Genomic DNA, 16,444 nt, shown 5'->3' on the forward strand with positions numbered 1-16,444 from the left:
ACTATAAGTAGCGATGACAACGTTGGCAAGATCTCGCTCCAACGTTGCAATGAATCCGCCGAAGCCGCTGATCAGTCGATATATCAACCTCTGACAACGAAGGCGCCCAGCCGTGCTGACGCACGGTGACAGCAGTCCGCCGGCCTCAACCGGTACGCCCGGTCAGCACTCGGACGGTCTGCTGCAGTAGGTAGCAGGACCGCAGAATCCCCACGGCCGGATCCTCACCGGCGGGATCGGGAAACACCCCGAACCCGATGTCGCGAACCGCTCGATGCCTGCTCGCGAGGGCCGCGTTCAGCGAGCCCGCCGCGGCTGCCCCGGTGCCCCTTTCCGCGTGGGTGGTCAACCAGGTCCGCAGGTCGTCGAGCTGCGGTGGCAACCAGATCGCAACCGCGGGATCGCCGGACGCCGGCTCGGCGCCACGGCTCCTGGGAACTGCCTTGCCGAAGTGCAGCGGATCGACCGCGGAGCCCGGCCCGAGATCCGGCCGGACCAGACTCATCGGCTCGCCCACCAGCCCGGCCGCGGTTCGGTGAACTCGCGACACCAGCAGAGTGCCATCCGGCAGATCCTGCTCGCCGAGTGCTTCGGCTCGATCGATCGCGTGCTGGTTCGCCGCGGTGAACGGCAACTGATGGCTGAGCACCGACTCTGCGTCGTCGACGACGTCCCACTCGAGCAACTGGCGGACCGGGTCGAAGCGCGGGCGGCGGAAAGCGGACGGGTGCAGTACAACCCAGTCGTCCAAGGGATCGGGCGTATCCAGCAGACTGCGTGGTGGGCGCTTGGCCAGGTCGCTCCAATGGGACACGGCCGGCAGCGCGGCTGCGATCGCAGTACCGGCGAGCGGTTTCGCGGTCGCCCGGGTTTGTTCGGCGCCCGACAGTCGCCCCGTGGGGCTCAGGCGTGCGTCATTCAGGGTCACCGTCGCACCCGTGAGCTCGGCCGGTGAGCCGAGTCCGGCCCAGGGTCCGGGGGACGCGTATCGATGGCGTGGTTCGAAGGTCCTCATCACCTCGGGCCGGGCGTCCGTCCAGGAGAGGAACCTGCTCTCAGCGGGCCACCAGAACAGCGCGGTCAAACCCTGGTATCCGGATCCGGTCCGCCAGGGAAAGGCTCCCAAGCCGATCACGTCCAGGCGGCGGACCATGTCGTACCGGTTGCGCGCTTGGCCTACCAAGCGCGGCTGCTCGCTCTTGTTCAGCGCGCAGACCAGGGCGTAGGCGACGGCGGCTTCGTCGAGCAGGCGATGTTCGTCGGCTCTGGCCGACCGGTCCAGCAGCAGGTCCACGTGATCAGCGAGCCGGCGCAGCAGCAGAGCCAGCCGGTAGTACTCCGCGCCCTGCGCCCAGGTGGCCAGCGTCTCGTAGCGCTCGTGCACAGATCGCGACAGATGCGAGATGCCCAGCCGAACGGTGTCGGTGAGCAACTGCTGGGCGGCCGTCCGCAACCTGAGCCGACTAGCGGCCAACCGCGCAGACCTGCCTGTCTGGGATCCCTTGTCTGTTTGGGTTTTGGCAGCTTCTGGAGCCGGTCCCACGCCGGCCATCCGTTGGTAGACGATGACTGCCGCCGCCTGGTACTTCTCGATCGCCGGCAGCCTGGTGTCCGGAACCAGACCTGCCACCCCACCACCCATGAAGCGGAACGTCACTCGCGGGCTGGACAGCGCGATGACGACCTGCCGATCCTCCTCGACCCGTACGTCGGACTCGAGATCCAGGTCGTCGACATAGCGCAAGGCCCAGCGGTATCCCGCGCGGCCCGCGTACGCCGTTAGAGCTTCGGGGTCGATGGTCAGCAACTCCGCCGCAGGTGTCTCAGCGGGCACCTCGGCTCCTGCGGTGGTCTCGGCGGCCGCGGTCGACAGCAACCAGAGGCCGGCGACCAAGATGTGCCGGCACACGCTCCCGCTCTGGCAGTCACACGCGGCGCCGGCCGGTCCCTGCGCATCGAAGCGCACGACGTACGGGGCGATCCGGATCTCGAAGACCTCGGCCTCGTCGGTGACGACCTCGGGTGCCGCGCCGGCCAGGTCCTTGCGGGCACGGCGGAGCAGGCCGCGGTTCGCGAGCGCCGTCCAGGCGTCGTCGTCGAACCTACTCAGCTGGGCCAGGAGGCCGACCCGCAGACTCACGCGGTCACCTCGGTCAGCCAGTTCGCCAACTGGGCGGGCGTGAGTGCGGCGATGCGCATCCCGCGATCGGCGAGCTGCTGCGCGATCTGCCTGTCGTAGAAGGGATTCGCATCGCCGTCGAGCGCCGCCAGGCCGAGCAGCGTCACCCGCGCCTCAGCCAGTTCGGTGACCGCACGCTCCAGGTCAGCGACCGAGCCACCCTCGCAGAAGTCGGTGACCAGCACGAGCACGGTGCGGTCGGGATTGTCGACCAGTTGACCGCAGTAGCGCACTGCTTTCGCGATGTCGGTGCCGCCGCCGAGTTGCACACTCATCAGCACCTCGACGGGATCGTCGACCTGGTCCGACAGGTCGACGACGCTGGTGTCGAACAGCACCAGCCGCACCCGGAAGGCCGGCAACCCCGCCAGGATGCCGGCCATCACCGCGCTGTGGATCACCGAGCCGGCCATGCTGCCGCTCTGGTCGACACAGACGATGATGTCCCACGGCAGCCGCCGGGTGTTGCGCTCGAAGAACAGCACCTTCTCCAGGACCAGGCGACCGCTCTCCGGGTCGTAGTTCTTCAGGTTCCGGCGAATGGTGCCGAGGGCATCGAAGTTGGCGCTGAGCCGCATCGGCGAGTGCCGGTGCCGGCTGAGCCGCCCGGACAGCGCCCGGCGTACGTCGGCTTCCAGCTTGCGCCGGAGCTCCTCCACCACCTGCCGGATCACCTTGCGGGCGATGGCCAGTACTTCGGGGCTCAGCCGGCCCTTCAGTGCGAGAATCGTCTTCAGCAGTTGCTCATCGGGGACCAGCCGCTCCAGCGTCTGCGGGTCGGTGACGAGTTCGGTCAGCCCGTAGCGATCGAGTGCGTGCTTCTCCACGATCTCGGCCGTCTGCCGTGGGAACAGCTCGCGGATCTCGCCGAGCCAGTCGACCAGCGTCGGCGTCGAATCACCGAGACCAGCTTGCAGCCGGCCATCGTCCCGAACCCCGCGGCCGCCGTACTCACGGCTGTAGAGGAAGTCCAGCGCGGCTTCCATCCGTGCCTGCTCCGTGCCAGGTCCAGTGGCGCCCAGCTGTTGAGTGGCATACCGGCCGAGGATCAGGCGCCAGCGCTCAAGATCGGTCATGCGCCACTCCACGCGCCGAGACCGTCATGCCGCAACAACTCGGCGACGGTTGCCGACAGCACCAGGTTTCTCTGGACCTCCTGCTCGGTCGTGTTTCGCTGGATCAATGGGCCAAGGTTCGCCACGCCGTGCAAGCCCGCCACGGCCTTGCCCACTCGATCGGTCTCAACCGGCGTCAGCTCCGCGAACGCCAGCCGCAGGTCAGGAAGATGCCGGATGAACGTCGCTTCGTCCCAGCTGGACACCCGCCGGTCAAGGCCTGCCAGCAACTCACCTTCCTGCCAGGCAGCCTCCCGAGCGGTCGCGAGCAGGCCCCCAAGGAAGCCGACCGCGTCTCCGGGCGGAACCCCGCCCGCCAGTTGGCCGGACACCCGGCCGGCCAGCTCGACCGACCCCAACCGCCCGGCCGAATACATCACGCCAGTCGCCGCCCCTCGTACGTACGGCGACTCATGCTCGACGTGGACCTGCTCGAGCAGACTCCAGTACAGGTCCGCGTCGAGCTCCTGTCCCGCTTCACCAACGAGCAGTTCCCTCAACTGGACAAGGGCTTGGGTGACCCCGCTGTCATCCCCCGCTTCGAGCTCCCGCCCCAAATACATCACCCGCCGGTACGCCGTACGCAAGAGTGCCGGCAACTCGTCGAGCCGGCGGGCATCGAGTGGTTCGCGGGCCTCCCACAGCAGCGCGAGCCGCGTCACGGCTGCGGCGACACCGACGAAGGACGCGTCGGCGGCCAGGCTCTCGCGCGCCAGGTCGAGCGTCGCCGCCACCTGGTCGTGCAGGCCGAGCACGCACGCCTGCGACACCAGCGAGACCGCGCTGGTCGAATCGGCGCGCTCCTGGGACTGACGATGGACAGCAAGCAGGGCATCGAACTTGACCGCCACCGCCGAAGGCACGGTCGAGCCGAGCACCGAGGCCTCGACCAGGGCGCCTTCGCTGACCGGCGACCAGTGGTAGTCCCAGCGCTCCTGGAGCCTACCGAGCCCGGTGCCACGGACGAAGTCCGGTCCTCCGAGGCGGGTCGCGAAAGGCACGCCCAGGAAGGCGATTCCATGAAGCAGCCTGCTGGTCTCCCGATGGGCGGCGCTCCGGTAGATGTCGAGGCTGGTGGTCTGCCGGTCCATGCTGTCGACGCGGAGTCGTTGCCGTCTGAGGCGTTCGAGGGCGTCGTGGACCAAAGGCGGCGTACCGGCGCCGGGCGGGACTACCCCGATCGCTTCGCCGGTCAGCGTTCGACGGGCGGCCGCACGGACGCGGAGGCCTTCGACGTCGATGTCGCCCTTGACGAAACAGCTGGCGACGGCGTCCAGCATGTCGCTGCGCAGAGGTGCTGGGCGGTCCCGAAGGTCCGCGAGCCGCAGCGCTTGCTCGAAGGCGGCGGCGACCGTCGCCACTGCGAGTGGGACCTTGTGGTGGACGCGCAACTCCTGCGCGATGTCGAGCAGTGTCGCCAGCAGGGCTGTCGTTCGCGGGTCTTCCGCGGAGGTTCCGGTCAGCTGTTCCCAGAGCCGTTGATGCCAGGCCGGGGAGGTCATGCCGGCGGAGTACCCGTTGAGTCGCTCGAGCCGTTCGAACGAGTAGCGGATCAGGGCGGAGTCCGCGGTGATGTCCTGCGTCGGGATCTCGGGCCGTGGAGGTTGTTCGGTGAGCAGGGCGGGCAGAGCGACAGCGTGGAAACCACCGACCACGGCGAGGACCGGGCCACTACCTGGTTGTCTCTCGCGGACGGCCTCACTGATGTGCCAGGCCATTTCCGCCTCCCGAGCGGCGGTGCCATCCGCCACCAGGTCCACGCCCGTGTGGTCGTTGCGTGCCAGCAGACAGTAGGCCGTCACGCGCTCCAGGTGCTCGATCGCCGGAGTCGTCGCGGCATCCGCCTCGAACAGCAATTCCCACAGGTCCTCGTCGTCCCGGCACCCCAGCCGCTCCGCCAGCAGTTGCAGCGCCTTGCTGTGCCGGAAGTACCGCTCATCCAGTAAGGATTCGCCCTCCTGCCCGCTGGGCTCCAGCTCGTCCTGGACCGCGGCACCTCCGCCTTCTGGCTGGCTGGACGCCTCCTGTGCGGCTAGATGCTGCTCCGAGAAGTCCAGGTCGATGAAGCGTGCCGGAATGCCGCGAGCGACCGCGTCCCTGAGCGCCACGAGCTCCGGCGAATAGTCGCAGAACGGGTAGTAGCCCGCCCATCTGTGCTCACCCTCAGGAGTGCTCTGGACCGCGTAGCTGTAGACGGCCAAGGGCATCCGCGCGTCCGGATGAGTGAGCAGGGGGACGAGTGACGAGAACTCCCGAGGCCCTTCCACCAGCACGACGCTGGGCCGGCACTCCTCGATCATTCGCCGGACCTGCACGGCACAGGCCGGACTGTGATGCCGCACTGGCATCACCACCAACTCCTCGCTCACCAACTTCCCCGCCACCCCACGAACCCAGTCGGCGGTGACGCCCTGGCCCGACTCGTAAGGCAGGGCGGAGTCGATGAGTTGCTGGGGCGTGGGCATGGGTCAGCGGTTCAGCTCTTGGCGGGCGTCGAGGACTCGGTGCCATTGCGGGTGGTGGCGGGAGCGTTCCTTGACCACGACGTCGAAGTAGTGCCGCAACTTCTTGCCGTCGTCGGGATTGTCCTTCAGGACGGTGCCGATCAGCTGCCGGGCGATGTGGTCACCGCCGACGTCCCCGCCGTCGAAGTAGTGCGCGTCCAGCGTCGCCGCGTAGCCGACGGCAACCGCCTCCGCTGACGACATGACCGCGCTGGTCCGCTCCACCGCCATGCCTTCAGCCGTCACTCCGTCCCGGAGATCGTGGAACGCCGTCACCAGCAACTCGACCACGTCGTCACCCATCCGGGTGCCGACCCCCGACCGCTCCAGCAGCGCGGCGGTCTGTTCCTTGATCAGCCGGACCTCCAGCCGCCGGTCCGAGATCGGCCGGACCGTCTCGAAGTTGAAGCGGCGTTTCAGGGCGCTCGACATCTCGTGCACGCCGCGATCGCGAAGGTTCGCGGTGGCGAGGACGTTGAAGCCATGGCCGGCGAACACCGTCGCGTCCGTGCCGGCCAATTCCGGAACGTGCAGCGCCTTGTCCGACAGCAGACCGATCAGCACGTCCTGGATCTCCGGCTGGACCCGGGTGACCTCCTCGAACCGGCAGACCAGGCCCTGCTCGATCGCCTGGTACATCGGCCCCTTCACCAAGGCCCGCTGCGTCGGTCCCTCCGCAAGCAGCAGCGCGTAGTTCCACGAGTAGGTGATCTGGTCCTCGGTGGTGCCCGAAGTGCCCTGGATCGTGCAGGTCGAGCTGCCGCCGATGGCGGCAGCCAGGAGCTCCGACAGCATCGACTTCGCCGTACCGGGTTCGCCGACGAGCAGCAGGCCGCGGTTGCTCATCAGCGTGACGATGCAGCGATCGACCAGTGCGTCGTCGCCGTAGAACTTCTTCCGGATGTTCGTCTGCTCGTCGCCGAGGACGAACGTGCGAACGGCCCGCGGTGACAGCGCCCAGCCTTCCGGCCGAGGGTGTTCGTCAGTCGAGGCGAGCCGGGCAAGCTCATCCGCGTAGACCTGCTCGGCCGGTGCGCGCAGGATGTTGCCGCTGTTCATCAGTACTCCGACTTCTTTTCCCACTCGGGGTCGAACCCGGTGCCGTCGGCGGCCATCAGCCGCACGTCGTTGTAGGCCTCCGACAGCAGCACCGACGGCACCTCCCCCAGCTGGAGCGTGCTGGGCTCGCCTCCCTGCACGGTCCGGACGAACCTCAGGTTCTTCAGCGCGACGGTCCGGTTCTCCTCGGGCAGCGGGTTACCGGTGAACTCGACGACGGCGGTCAGGCCCAGGGTCGGGAAGCGCTTCTCGTAGGTGTAGAACCAGCCGGCGTCCTCGGTCAGCCCGCGGGTGTACCCGAGCTTGCCCGCGCGGCCACGGAGCGCGAACGCCTCGAGCAGGTGTCCTTCGAAGTCGGTCGAGGCTCGCACGCCGGCTTGGTCCTCGGGCAGCGTGAAGGTGCCCTTGCCGAACTGCTGGAACAGCGGTGCCACCTCGTAGTCCGCCAGATGCTCCTGCCAGGCCTGAACGGTCGCCTCGTCGAGCAGGCTGTCGTGGGCGATCGCGAGCATCGCGTCCGGCGGCAACGACACCTCTTCGTCGTTGACGTCGGTCAGCGTGCCGTCGTCCAGCGGCCGGACCACAGTGGCGCCGTCGGCCGTCGTCGCCACCCACGCCAGCCGCTGGGTGAGATGCCGGACGACCGGGTGCCGGTTGAGGTAGAGCTGCCAGTCGTCGAAGCGCCAGGTCCGCTCGGTGCACAGCGCTTCGTACAGCCGCGCGGTCTGGAGCTGGACGATCGCCTTGAGCTCCTTCTTCGCCAGCGTCAGCGCCTTCTTCGACGCCTTGACGCGCTCCTCGTCGTCGGACTGCCGCGGCGCCGGCAGCGCGCTGATCTTCCTGCCGTCGGACGACCGCAGCTCGACGGTCAGAGAGGGCAGCAGCACCGCGGTGAAGGTCCGGTCACCGTAGCTCAGCTCGATCACCCCGCTCTCGTCGAAGCCTGCGGCCGGAATCGTGCGGTCGGCCAGCTCGCCCAGGGTCCAGCCCTTGCGTTCGGCCAGCGCCTCCGCCTGCCGGGTCGCCTCCTCCTGGAAGCTCTTCGTCCGGAACCGCGAGCCGATCGACAGCATCAGCTGGGTCGCTCCCGGATGCTCGATCCACCCGAGCATCGCGATCAAGGCCTTGCCTTGAGCCGCCCGCATCCCGTACCACTCCTTCAGGTAGCGGGCGACCGGAGCTGCCGCCCGCTCCCCCGCACACGCGGCTGCGACCGCCAGGACTCCCTTCGCCCCGATCGCCGACCCGGCCGGCCTGCCGGCCATGCTCGGCAGGTAGCGCGCGGTCAACTCGGCGACACTGAGTCCCCCACCGCCTCCGTAGGAATGCGCCCACTGAGCCTCTTGTTCGGCCAGCCGGTGAGCCTCGTCGTGGTCGACCGGCCTGAGGTCCTCCGCCAGCCAGGCCTCGAGCAGGTACTGCCCGAACGCCTCCCGGTCCACTGGATCCAGCAGCGAACAGTACTTGCGCAAAATCACGTTCGGCTCCGGCGACTTCGCCTTCACCGCCTGGACCACGAACCACTTCAGTACTTCGGGCGCCATCGCCTCGCCGCTGTCGGCCCACCGCACGGCCGGCACCGCCTCCCACCGCAGCCACCCGAGCTCCTTGGGCAGGCCCTTCGCAAGCCCGGCAGCGGCCTGCTTGGCGAGCGACTCCGGGGTGAGGTACTTCTCGACGGGCTGGCCGAAGGCCTGGAGCGCGTCCAGCATGGCACCCTTCGGGACGTCCTTCTTCTCCCGCGCCACCGCCGCCTCGAGCGCCGGAACGGCCGCGCTGTGACCCAACCGCGGCAGCCACTGCGCGGCCGCGGTACGGACGTCTGCTTTGCCGTCGGACAGGGCGGTCACCACGCGGTCACCGATGCCCGGCACCCGGGCGAGGGCTTCCTGGGCCGGGCCATGTTCGGTCTTCCGGCTCCCCAGTGCCAAGGCGAAAAGGGCGTCGACGACCAAGGGCGGTGTCGACGGCAAGGTCGCGAGGGCCCTGAACGCGGCCAGCGGGCTCAGATTGGTCAGGGAGGAGCCAGACGGGTTGGGGGTCAACGCCTCCGTGACGAGCGTCAGGTTGAGCAGCACGAACGGGGCGATGTCCTCGTCCGGCCATCCCTGGCCGAGCACGTGGTAGACGCGGGAGTAGTCCCCGAAGACGATCTTCGGCCCGTCGGCTCCCATCTGGTCGAGCATCGTCGAGAGCTCGAGGAAGGTCGGGCTGCCACTGACACCGTGCAAGGCATTGAAGGCTCGCACCGCCAGGTTCGTCAGGTGGCCGTAGGAGGACAACAGGCCGAGGTGGTTCAGCAGGATCGTCAGACCCGCCGGGCCCAGCAGCGGACTGACCAGCAGGTGCTCGGCCGTCTGGTCGAAGGAGTACTCCCAGATGCCCGCGATCGTCTGCGAGTGCACCGGAGGACGGCCCGCTTCGAGCGCTTCGATCAACGAGGCCAGCGCCTCGTCGTCGAGCCGCCGCTGGGACCAGCCCTGGACCTGGGCCTGGTGAGAGGAGTTCACTCGATCGACCGAGCTGTTCAGCGCGGTCTGGAATCGCAGCAGATGTGCCCGCAACTCGTCGGTGACCGGCACCTTCCAGTCGATCGCGGGAACCTCGACGCCGGCGATCCCGGAAACCCCGACGCCCGGCACCTCGGTCTCGGCACCGGCCTGGTCCCATTCCTCGGCGAGGGCGCGGACGGCGAGGGAACGATCGGCCGTCGCCTGATCCCGGGCCCACTCCTTCAAGCCCGCGTCGCTTCGGGACCGCAGCAACCGCAGCGCCTCGCGCCGCTCATCGGGCTTACCGCCGGCCGCGATCGCCTTCAACGGCTCGACGGCGTCGATCTTCGCGATGGGCGCGGCGGCCTGCGACCGGACCTGGGCGCTGGACGACGTCGCCATCCGGGCGAGCTCGGCGGGAAACAGGCTCAGCAGCTCCGGGCTGAGCGGTCCGAGCACCTCGAGCGCGGCCAACTGATCCGCGACCCGCCGACCGGTCATCGCCGTCCGGAGGACATCGGCGTGACGGCGGACGGCCGCCTCGAAACCGATCAGTGAGCGGAGCGACGCCCGCCGGTCGGCGGCATGCCGGTTGGCGCTGTGCCGGAACGCCTGCACCAGCAGATCGGACGGGTCGGCCCCCGTCAGGGCCAGCATCCGCTCAAGCTGTTCGTGATCGACCGGGAGCTCCACCGGCAACCGATCGGTGGGAGCGCTGCCGATGAGGGTCAGATGGACCAGGAGCGCCTCCGCCCAGCGACCGCCGCCGACGGGTTCGAAGGCGGCGTAGTAGCCCGCGGACTGCCAGGCCGCCTCCAGCACCCGAGCCCAGCGCAGCAGCACGTCGTCCGGGACGGATCCGGAACCGGCCTGCAGCGCCTTGTACGTCTCGTCGTACTCGCCGAACTGATAGGGGTGCACGACCAGCGTCCCGGCGGCCGAGTGGATTTTCTCCACCTTGGCAAGGGCGGACTCGGGCGAGCCGGTCAGAACATAGTTCTCCACCGCTTCCGCGAGACCCCCGACACGATCGTCAAGGCGCGCCAGGACCTTGCCGAGGGCCTCGGACCAGACCTGCGGCACCCCGACATCGGCGCCATCGCGGCGCCCCACCAACTCACCCATTGCCCAGTCCTCCCCAGCCGTGCGGACCGGCAGTCGGCCCGCGCCAGGGGCATTCCTACCAGGGCCGCCGGACAGTTTCCTGCCGGACGCCGGGGGCTGCCACTTGTTGCAGCGGAAGGCCGTCACACGCCCTGTCACACGGGGGCCGATCATGGTGGGGGAACACCGCGGAGGGCGGTGGCGTGGCTGGGGGACGTACTTCATCTGCTTTGGGGGAGTTTCATGACGAGTACGGCTGTGGATTTCGAGGCGATCAAGGCCAAGCAGCGGGCCGGGTGGGAGACCGGGGACTATCCCCGGGTCGGCAACACGCTGCAGATCATCGCCGAACTGCTGGTCGAGGCCGCCGACGTGCGGGCGAACCAGACGGTGCTGGACGTCGCCTGCGGACAGGGGAACGCGGCGATGGCGGCAGCGCGGCGGTTCGCCGAGGCCACGGGCGTCGACTACGCGGCCAACCTGCTGGAGCAGGGCCGGGAACGGGCTGCCGCCGAGCATCTGCCGGTCACCTTCCTCGAAGGGGACGCCGAGCAACTACCGGTACCGGACGTCGCGTTCGACCTGGTGCTCAGCACGGTCGGCGTGATGTTCGCGCCGGACCACCAGAAGGCCGCCGACGAACTGGTCCGGGTGACCAAGCCGGGCGGCAAGATCGCGCTGGCCAGCTGGACGCCGACCGGGATGATCGGCGACATGTTCCGGACGGTCGGCAAGTACGCGCCGCCGCCCGCGGGCGTCAAGCCGGCCACCTTGTGGGGCACCGAGGAGCACCTCGCCGAGCTGTTCGGGGACCGGGTCGAGTGGGTCGGCCTCACCAAGCGGGACTACGTCTTCCGCTACCGCTCGCCCGAGCACTTCTCGGAGTGGTTCCGCGAGTTCTACGGGCCGATCACCAAGCTCGCGGGATCGCTGTCGGAGCAGGACCTGGCGACGTTCGCCGCGGACCTGGCCGACGTACCGCGGAAGTACAACTACGCCGAGGACGGCACGCTGGCCGGCCGGGCGGAGTACCTGGAGGCCGTCGGCATCAAACGCTGACACCGGGCCGGTCGCTGGGCCACACTGTGGGTCTCGGGGAGGGGTGAACGGGATGCGGACGATCCGGCTGCTGGGGCCACCGGCGATCGAGCACGGCGGCAGCCCGGTTCGTCCGCCCCGGGGCCGCAAGACGTGGGCTCTGCTGGCCTTCCTGGTGCTGACTGACCGTCCGCCGAGCCGCAAGCGGCTGGCCGACCTGCTGTTCGCCGACGCGGAGGACCCGCTCGGCGCGCTCCGCTGGACGCTCGCCGAGCTTCGGCGGGCGCTCGGCCCGGAGGACCAGGTGACCGGTGACCCGGTCACGCTGAGCCTCGGCGGCGGTACCGCGGTCGACGTACTCGCGGTGACCGGGGACCTGGTGGATCCGGCGCCGCTGCTGACCTTGGGCGGGGAGCTCCTGGAGGGGGTGGAGCTCGAGTCGTGCCCGGAGTTCGAGTCCTGGTTGCTGGTGGAGCGGCATCGCCTCTCCGCGGCGGTCGAGGCCCGGCTCCGGGAGGCGGCCGTGTCCCTGGTCGCGACGGGCCGGGCGACCGAGGCGGTGCCGTACGCGTCGAAGGCCGTCGCGCTCAACCCGCTCGAACAGGGCAACCACGAGCTACTGGTCCGGAGCCTGGCCATCTCGGGCAACCGGATGGGGGCACTGCGGCAGGTCGCGGTCTGCGAAGACCTGCTACGCCGCGAGCTCGGGATCGAGGCGTCGGCCGCTCTCCGCGAAGCCTCGGCGGTCGGGCCTGGCTCACTGTCGGGTCCGCCGCTGAGTGGCCGGGCAGCGGCGGCCAGCCAGCTCGAAGCCGGCCGGGCGGCGATCGTCGCAGGGGCGGTCGATGCCGGCATCCAGTGCCTGCGCAGAGCGGTCGCCGAGGCCGACCACTGCAAAGACCCCGTACTGCGGGCCCGCGCGCTCGCGGCTCTCGGCGGTGCTCTCGTACACGCCGTCCGCGGGCGCGACGAGGAAGGCGCGATCGTCCTGCACGAGGCGATCCTGGTCGCCGAGCAGGCCGGTGACCGGTCCTCCTCGGTGTCCGCGCACCGCGAACTCGCGTTCGTGGAGGTCCAGGCCGGCCGGCGGCATACGGCGGCCGGCTGGCTCGCGAAGGCGCAGGCCGTGGCCGAGACCGACCAGGAGCACGCCGCGATCCTCGGCGTCCGGGGGATGAACTCGTCCGACCAGGCCGACTATCCGGCGGCGTTCGAGCAACTGGGCGAATCGATCGAGCTGGCCGAGCGGTGCGGGGACCATCGGCAGCAGGCCTGGTCGCTGTCGCTGCTGGGCCGCGCGCACCTGCTTCGGGCCGAGCTCAGCCAGGCCGCGACGATCGTGCGCGAGTCGCTCGACCTGGTCAGGCAGGAACGCTGGATCGCCTTCCTGCCCTGGCCGCAGACGCTCCAGGCCGAGCTCGACCTGTACGCCGGCGACCTCGAGGCGGCGACCGATGGGTTCGAACAGGCCTGGGTGCTGGGTTGCCAGCTCAACGACCCTTACTGGGAAGGGATGGCGGGCCGCGGGCTGGGCATCCTCAGCGCGGGCCGCGGAGACTACGACGGCGCGACGGAGTGGCTTTCGCAGGCCGCTGCCAGAGCCAGCCGCGAGCCTGACCGGTACCAGTGGGTCCACGCACACGTACTGGACACTGCCGTCACCTCGGCTCTGGACCGTGACGACGACGAGCGCGCCCGGCCGCTGGTGGCTCAACTCGACGCCCTGGCCGCCCGCTGCGACATGCGCGAACTGATGGTCCGGGCCAAGCTGCACCAGGCCCGCCTCGGCGACCCGCAAGCGGCCGCCGCGGCGCGCCTGCTCGGCGCGGAGATCGACAATCCCGCGCTCACCTCACTGCTGTCCTAAGCGGGCTGCTCGGGTGTGGGCCGCTCAGGTGCGGGCTGGTCGAAGGTGGCGTCGAGGCGGAGTTCGCTGGCGCGGTCGGGCTCGCTGAGGACGGCGCGGATGACGTGGCGCTGGTCCCAGCGGTCGGCGGACCACGCCAGCGCCTTGGCGAGGCCGTCGAACGTGGCAGCGTGAGGGCTGCCGTTCTCGTCCACCCACCACGAGACCTCAACCCCGTCGACGGTCAGTTCCTCGTGCTCCCACCACGTGTCCGGGACCTGCGGAACCAGTTCCCGCACGAGTTCCGGTACGTCGGCCGCCACCCCCTCGCTGTCGATCTTGCCAGCGGCAACTTCCTCCGCCACCGGCACGTCCAGCAGGTCGCTCAGCCCGTCCGCGGCGACGCCGGAGGCGACCACGAAGCCGCCCAGATCGCCACGCTGCAACCACATCGGCGCATCCGCGATCACGGCCTCCCCAGCGGCAACGACCCGCGTGACTCCCGTGTCGTCCAGCACCCGCACGTACTCCGGCGTCAGACCCGGGTACGCCGTGTGGCTGCCGAGGCGACTCCACAACTTCAAGATTGCGCTCTCTTCCACCACCCGGTCCGGGTCCGCCAGCCGGTCGAGCAGCACTCCGACGCCGTGTGCGTCGAGATCGCTCACCTCCCGCACCAGCCCGACCGCGAGCCGAACCTCGGGGTCCAGCCGGGCGGTCCACTCCGGCGCCTCATCGAGGAACTCCGCCAGGATCGGATCCACCTCAGGGTCGGCCCGGCCGGTCAGCGGTTCGCCGTCCTCGAGCAGAACGCGCTCTCTGATCCACCACGCCGGGTATGACAGCGCGCCATGCACGACGTCGTCCGGCCCGACCACCCGCACCGGCTCCACCAGCGCCCGGCGCAACTCCGGCGAGGTCCCGAAGAGTTCGAGCACCCGCGGCCAGGCGTCGTCCACGATCCAGTCGAGGTCGCGGATCGCCCGCAGTTCGCCGACGGTGACGCCGAACCGCGAGCCGTCCGGTGCCACGTCGTCGGCCCAGTCGTCGATCCCGTCGAGATCCGCCAGCGCCTCGGGCAACTCGTCGAGGGTCAGGTCGGAGGCTGCGACGGTGCCGAGCGAGCTGAGTACGCCGACCGCCTCGACCGCCTCGCGTCCGTACCGCTCGACGACGGCCAGGTCGATCGGCGCGACCTCTTCCTCGTCGAGCACGGCGGCCGCGTCGGAACCCGGAATCACCAGCGCGTTCGCCGGAACCAGGTCACCGTCGGCGTCCCGCAGTACGAGGTCGGAAAGCCACCACAGGCCGTCCGCCTGGGAGACGTCGGCGGCGACCACGGACAGTACGGCGTGCGCGATCACGTCCGGGTCGTCCGCCTCGGCCGAATGCTCGACGGCCGCCCGAACGGCGCTGTCCTCGAGCAACGCGCGCGGCGACATCGGCAGCGCACCGAGCCGCTCGAGCGATCCGTGCACCGCGTCCGGATGAACCACCCGTACGCCGTACTCGCCGAAGGTCGCCAGTACGTCGGCCGGCACTTCCGGGCCGGGCAACAGCAACCCACGCACTCCCCGAACCAGCCGGCCGTCCGCCAACGGGACCGGCAGGGTGCCGAGTGATTCGCGCAGGAGCGGATCGGTGACCATCGCCGACAGCGCCTCGTAGACCCCGCGCCACCACTCGGGCGGCTCTGCCTCAGCGACGGCTCCCAGTTGGTCGATCAGCTCGGCAAGGTCGAGCCTGCGGACCCCCAACGCGTCCAAGGCGGTCCGATCCTGCCGAGGCGAGGCGATCAGGCCGCCGACGATCGGCGCGAGCACGGTGTTGAACGCGTCGTCCGAGCCTTCGACCACGACTGCCTCGCGCGGCCGGATCAGCGTTCCGTCCTCGATCGCCTTCACCAGCGGCGTTTCCGGCAGAACAGCCAGGATCGCGTCCCGGAGGGAGCCGTCGAGTGCACCGGCCGCCAGACCTGTCGGGACCAGCGGCAGGACGCTGGCGCCGTCCTCGGCCCGGGTCCGGAGTAGCTCCGCATAGGCCGTCGCGGCCTGCTGGACAAGGAAGTCGGTGAGCGGCCCGGCGGCGACATGGCGCCGGGACGGGTCCAACGGGAAAGTTGCCAGCAGCAACGCCGGTAGCGAGAGCGGCTCATCCGTGGGAGTCGGCGCGTGCACCGTGCGCGGAGGCTCAGACGCGGGACCACGCGGAAGGGCCCAAAGCACGGACCAGTATGGGCGGGACCGCTCCTCGGTGGGCCGGTCCGCCAGCAACCGCTCTCTGTCGCTCTCGTCGAGGACGCCGGCCGCGCGCCGCACGTACCACCGGGTCTCGGCGTCGGCGAGCACGCGGACCTCACCGTGGACGTCGAGCTCGATGCGTTCCAGGCCGGGCAACGCGAGCAGCAGGTCGTCGCCCGCTTCGTCGAGCAGCCGCCGTACCAGCTCGGCCGCCGCCTCGTCCCGCAGCGGCAGGATCACCGAGGTGTCGTAGCCCTCAGGTGGTTCGCCCTCGGCCGTGAACGGCAGGCGCAGTACGGGCACTTGGCCGTCACGCCGGCGTACTTCGGTCGCGAGGCCGGGCGAGTCCAACCCGGCCACCGCGGCGGCCGTGTCCGCGCGGGAGAACCGGACCCCACCCGTGCGCGAGAGGATCACCGGCTCGTCGGTCACCGCGAGAACGGCCGAGAACCCGACCCCGAACCGCCCGACCGCGCTCTCCGCGTCGTCCCGCTTGGCCGAGGCCCGCAACGTGGCGAGCGACTCGACCCCTTCGGCCGACAACGGCGTACCGGTGTTGGAGACGACCAACGTCGAGTCCCGCAGGGAGAACTGGACCCGCCCGGGAACTCCGGCCCGCGCGGCCGCGTCGGCCGCGTTCTGGGCGAGCTCGACGACCACCCGGTCCAGATAGCCACCCAGCGCCAGATCCTCCTCGGCGTTGGCGTCCTCCCGGAACCGTACCGGCGCCGCCGCCCACGCAGCCAGCACCCGCTCCCGAACCCCGGCCGCTCCAAAGACATCCGTCGTCACCGCAGTGAGTATGCCGCCGAACCCACCCACCGTTTCGGCCGGGTGGCGGTTCGCACAGACGCACGACCCGGGGCT

At 70.0% G+C, this 16,444-nt stretch carries 8 protein-coding genes; 2 read left to right on the plus strand and 6 right to left on the minus strand.

All coding sequences use genetic code 11. The features are described from left to right. Nucleotides 1–145 precede the first annotated feature (145 nt). Genes ABD255_RS23220 through ABD255_RS23240 form a run of 5 tightly spaced genes read right to left on the minus strand, consistent with a single transcriptional unit; the run spans nucleotide 146 to nucleotide 10,474 of the window. Entirely contained in the window at nucleotides 146–2,140 is a 1,995-nt protein-coding gene (locus ABD255_RS23220; protein WP_344217333.1) for a hypothetical protein, read from the minus strand. Further along, complete coding sequence (locus tag ABD255_RS23225) at nucleotides 2,137–3,255, minus strand: VWA domain-containing protein (protein ID WP_344217335.1); 1,119 nt, start codon at nucleotides 3,253–3,255, stop codon at nucleotides 2,137–2,139. The genes ABD255_RS23220 and ABD255_RS23225 overlap by 4 nt, the downstream gene beginning before the upstream one ends. Beyond that, complete coding sequence (locus ABD255_RS23230; protein WP_344217337.1) at nucleotides 3,252–5,759, minus strand: DUF5682 family protein; 2,508 nt, start codon at nucleotides 5,757–5,759, stop codon at nucleotides 3,252–3,254. Before ABD255_RS23230 ends, ABD255_RS23225 begins: the two co-directional genes overlap by 4 nt. 3 nt (nucleotides 5,760–5,762) lie before the next feature. Further along, the gene (locus tag ABD255_RS23235) at nucleotides 5,763–6,857 is read right to left on the minus strand and encodes an ATP-binding protein (RefSeq protein WP_344217339.1); all 1,095 of its coding nucleotides are present in this window, start codon (nucleotides 6,855–6,857) and stop codon (nucleotides 5,763–5,765) included. Continuing rightward, nucleotides 6,857–10,474, minus strand: coding sequence for a DUF4132 domain-containing protein (locus ABD255_RS23240; RefSeq protein ID WP_344217342.1), 3,618 nt, complete (start codon nucleotides 10,472–10,474; stop codon nucleotides 6,857–6,859). Before ABD255_RS23240 ends, ABD255_RS23235 begins: the two co-directional genes overlap by 1 nt. 222 nt (nucleotides 10,475–10,696) lie before the next feature. On the opposite strand from ABD255_RS23240, the gene ABD255_RS23245 reads away from it, so the two are divergent. Together ABD255_RS23245 and ABD255_RS23250 are read left to right on the plus strand one after the other, a co-directional pair. Then, on the plus strand, nucleotides 10,697–11,512 hold the full coding sequence (locus ABD255_RS23245) for a class I SAM-dependent methyltransferase (protein ID WP_344217344.1): 816 nt from the start codon (nucleotides 10,697–10,699) through the stop codon (nucleotides 11,510–11,512). Between the two features lie 52 nt (nucleotides 11,513–11,564). After that, nucleotides 11,565–13,358: an AfsR/SARP family transcriptional regulator gene (locus ABD255_RS23250; protein WP_344217346.1), complete on the plus strand. Its 1,794-nt coding sequence runs from the start codon at nucleotides 11,565–11,567 to the stop codon at nucleotides 13,356–13,358. On the opposite strand, the gene ABD255_RS23255 is transcribed toward ABD255_RS23250, so the two are convergent. Further along, nucleotides 13,355–16,369 (minus strand): sacsin N-terminal ATP-binding-like domain-containing protein, encoded by a 3,015-nt coding sequence (locus ABD255_RS23255; protein ID WP_344217348.1) that lies wholly within the window; start codon nucleotides 16,367–16,369, stop codon nucleotides 13,355–13,357. The genes ABD255_RS23250 and ABD255_RS23255 overlap by 4 nt on opposite strands. Nucleotides 16,370–16,444: the final 75 nt, after the last annotated feature.

This window comes from Kribbella sancticallisti (assembly GCF_039530625.1).
Taxonomy (GTDB): Bacteria; Actinomycetota; Actinomycetes; order Propionibacteriales; family Kribbellaceae; genus Kribbella; species Kribbella sancticallisti.

Coding starts and splice junctions, on each gene's coding strand:
- ABD255_RS23225 (WP_344217335.1), bottom strand. CDS start 3,255: ATGACCGATCTTGAGCGCTGGCGCCTGATCCTCGGCCGGTATGCCACT.
- ABD255_RS23245 (WP_344217344.1), top strand. CDS start 10,697: ATGACGAGTACGGCTGTGGATTTCGAGGCGATCAAGGCCAAGCAGCGG.
- ABD255_RS23230 (WP_344217337.1), bottom strand. CDS start 5,759: ATGCCCACGCCCCAGCAACTCATCGACTCCGCCCTGCCTTACGAGTCG.
- ABD255_RS23250 (WP_344217346.1), top strand. CDS start 11,565: ATGCGGACGATCCGGCTGCTGGGGCCACCGGCGATCGAGCACGGCGGC.
- ABD255_RS23235 (WP_344217339.1), bottom strand. CDS start 6,857: ATGAACAGCGGCAACATCCTGCGCGCACCGGCCGAGCAGGTCTACGCG.
- ABD255_RS23240 (WP_344217342.1), bottom strand. CDS start 10,474: ATGGGTGAGTTGGTGGGGCGCCGCGATGGCGCCGATGTCGGGGTGCCG.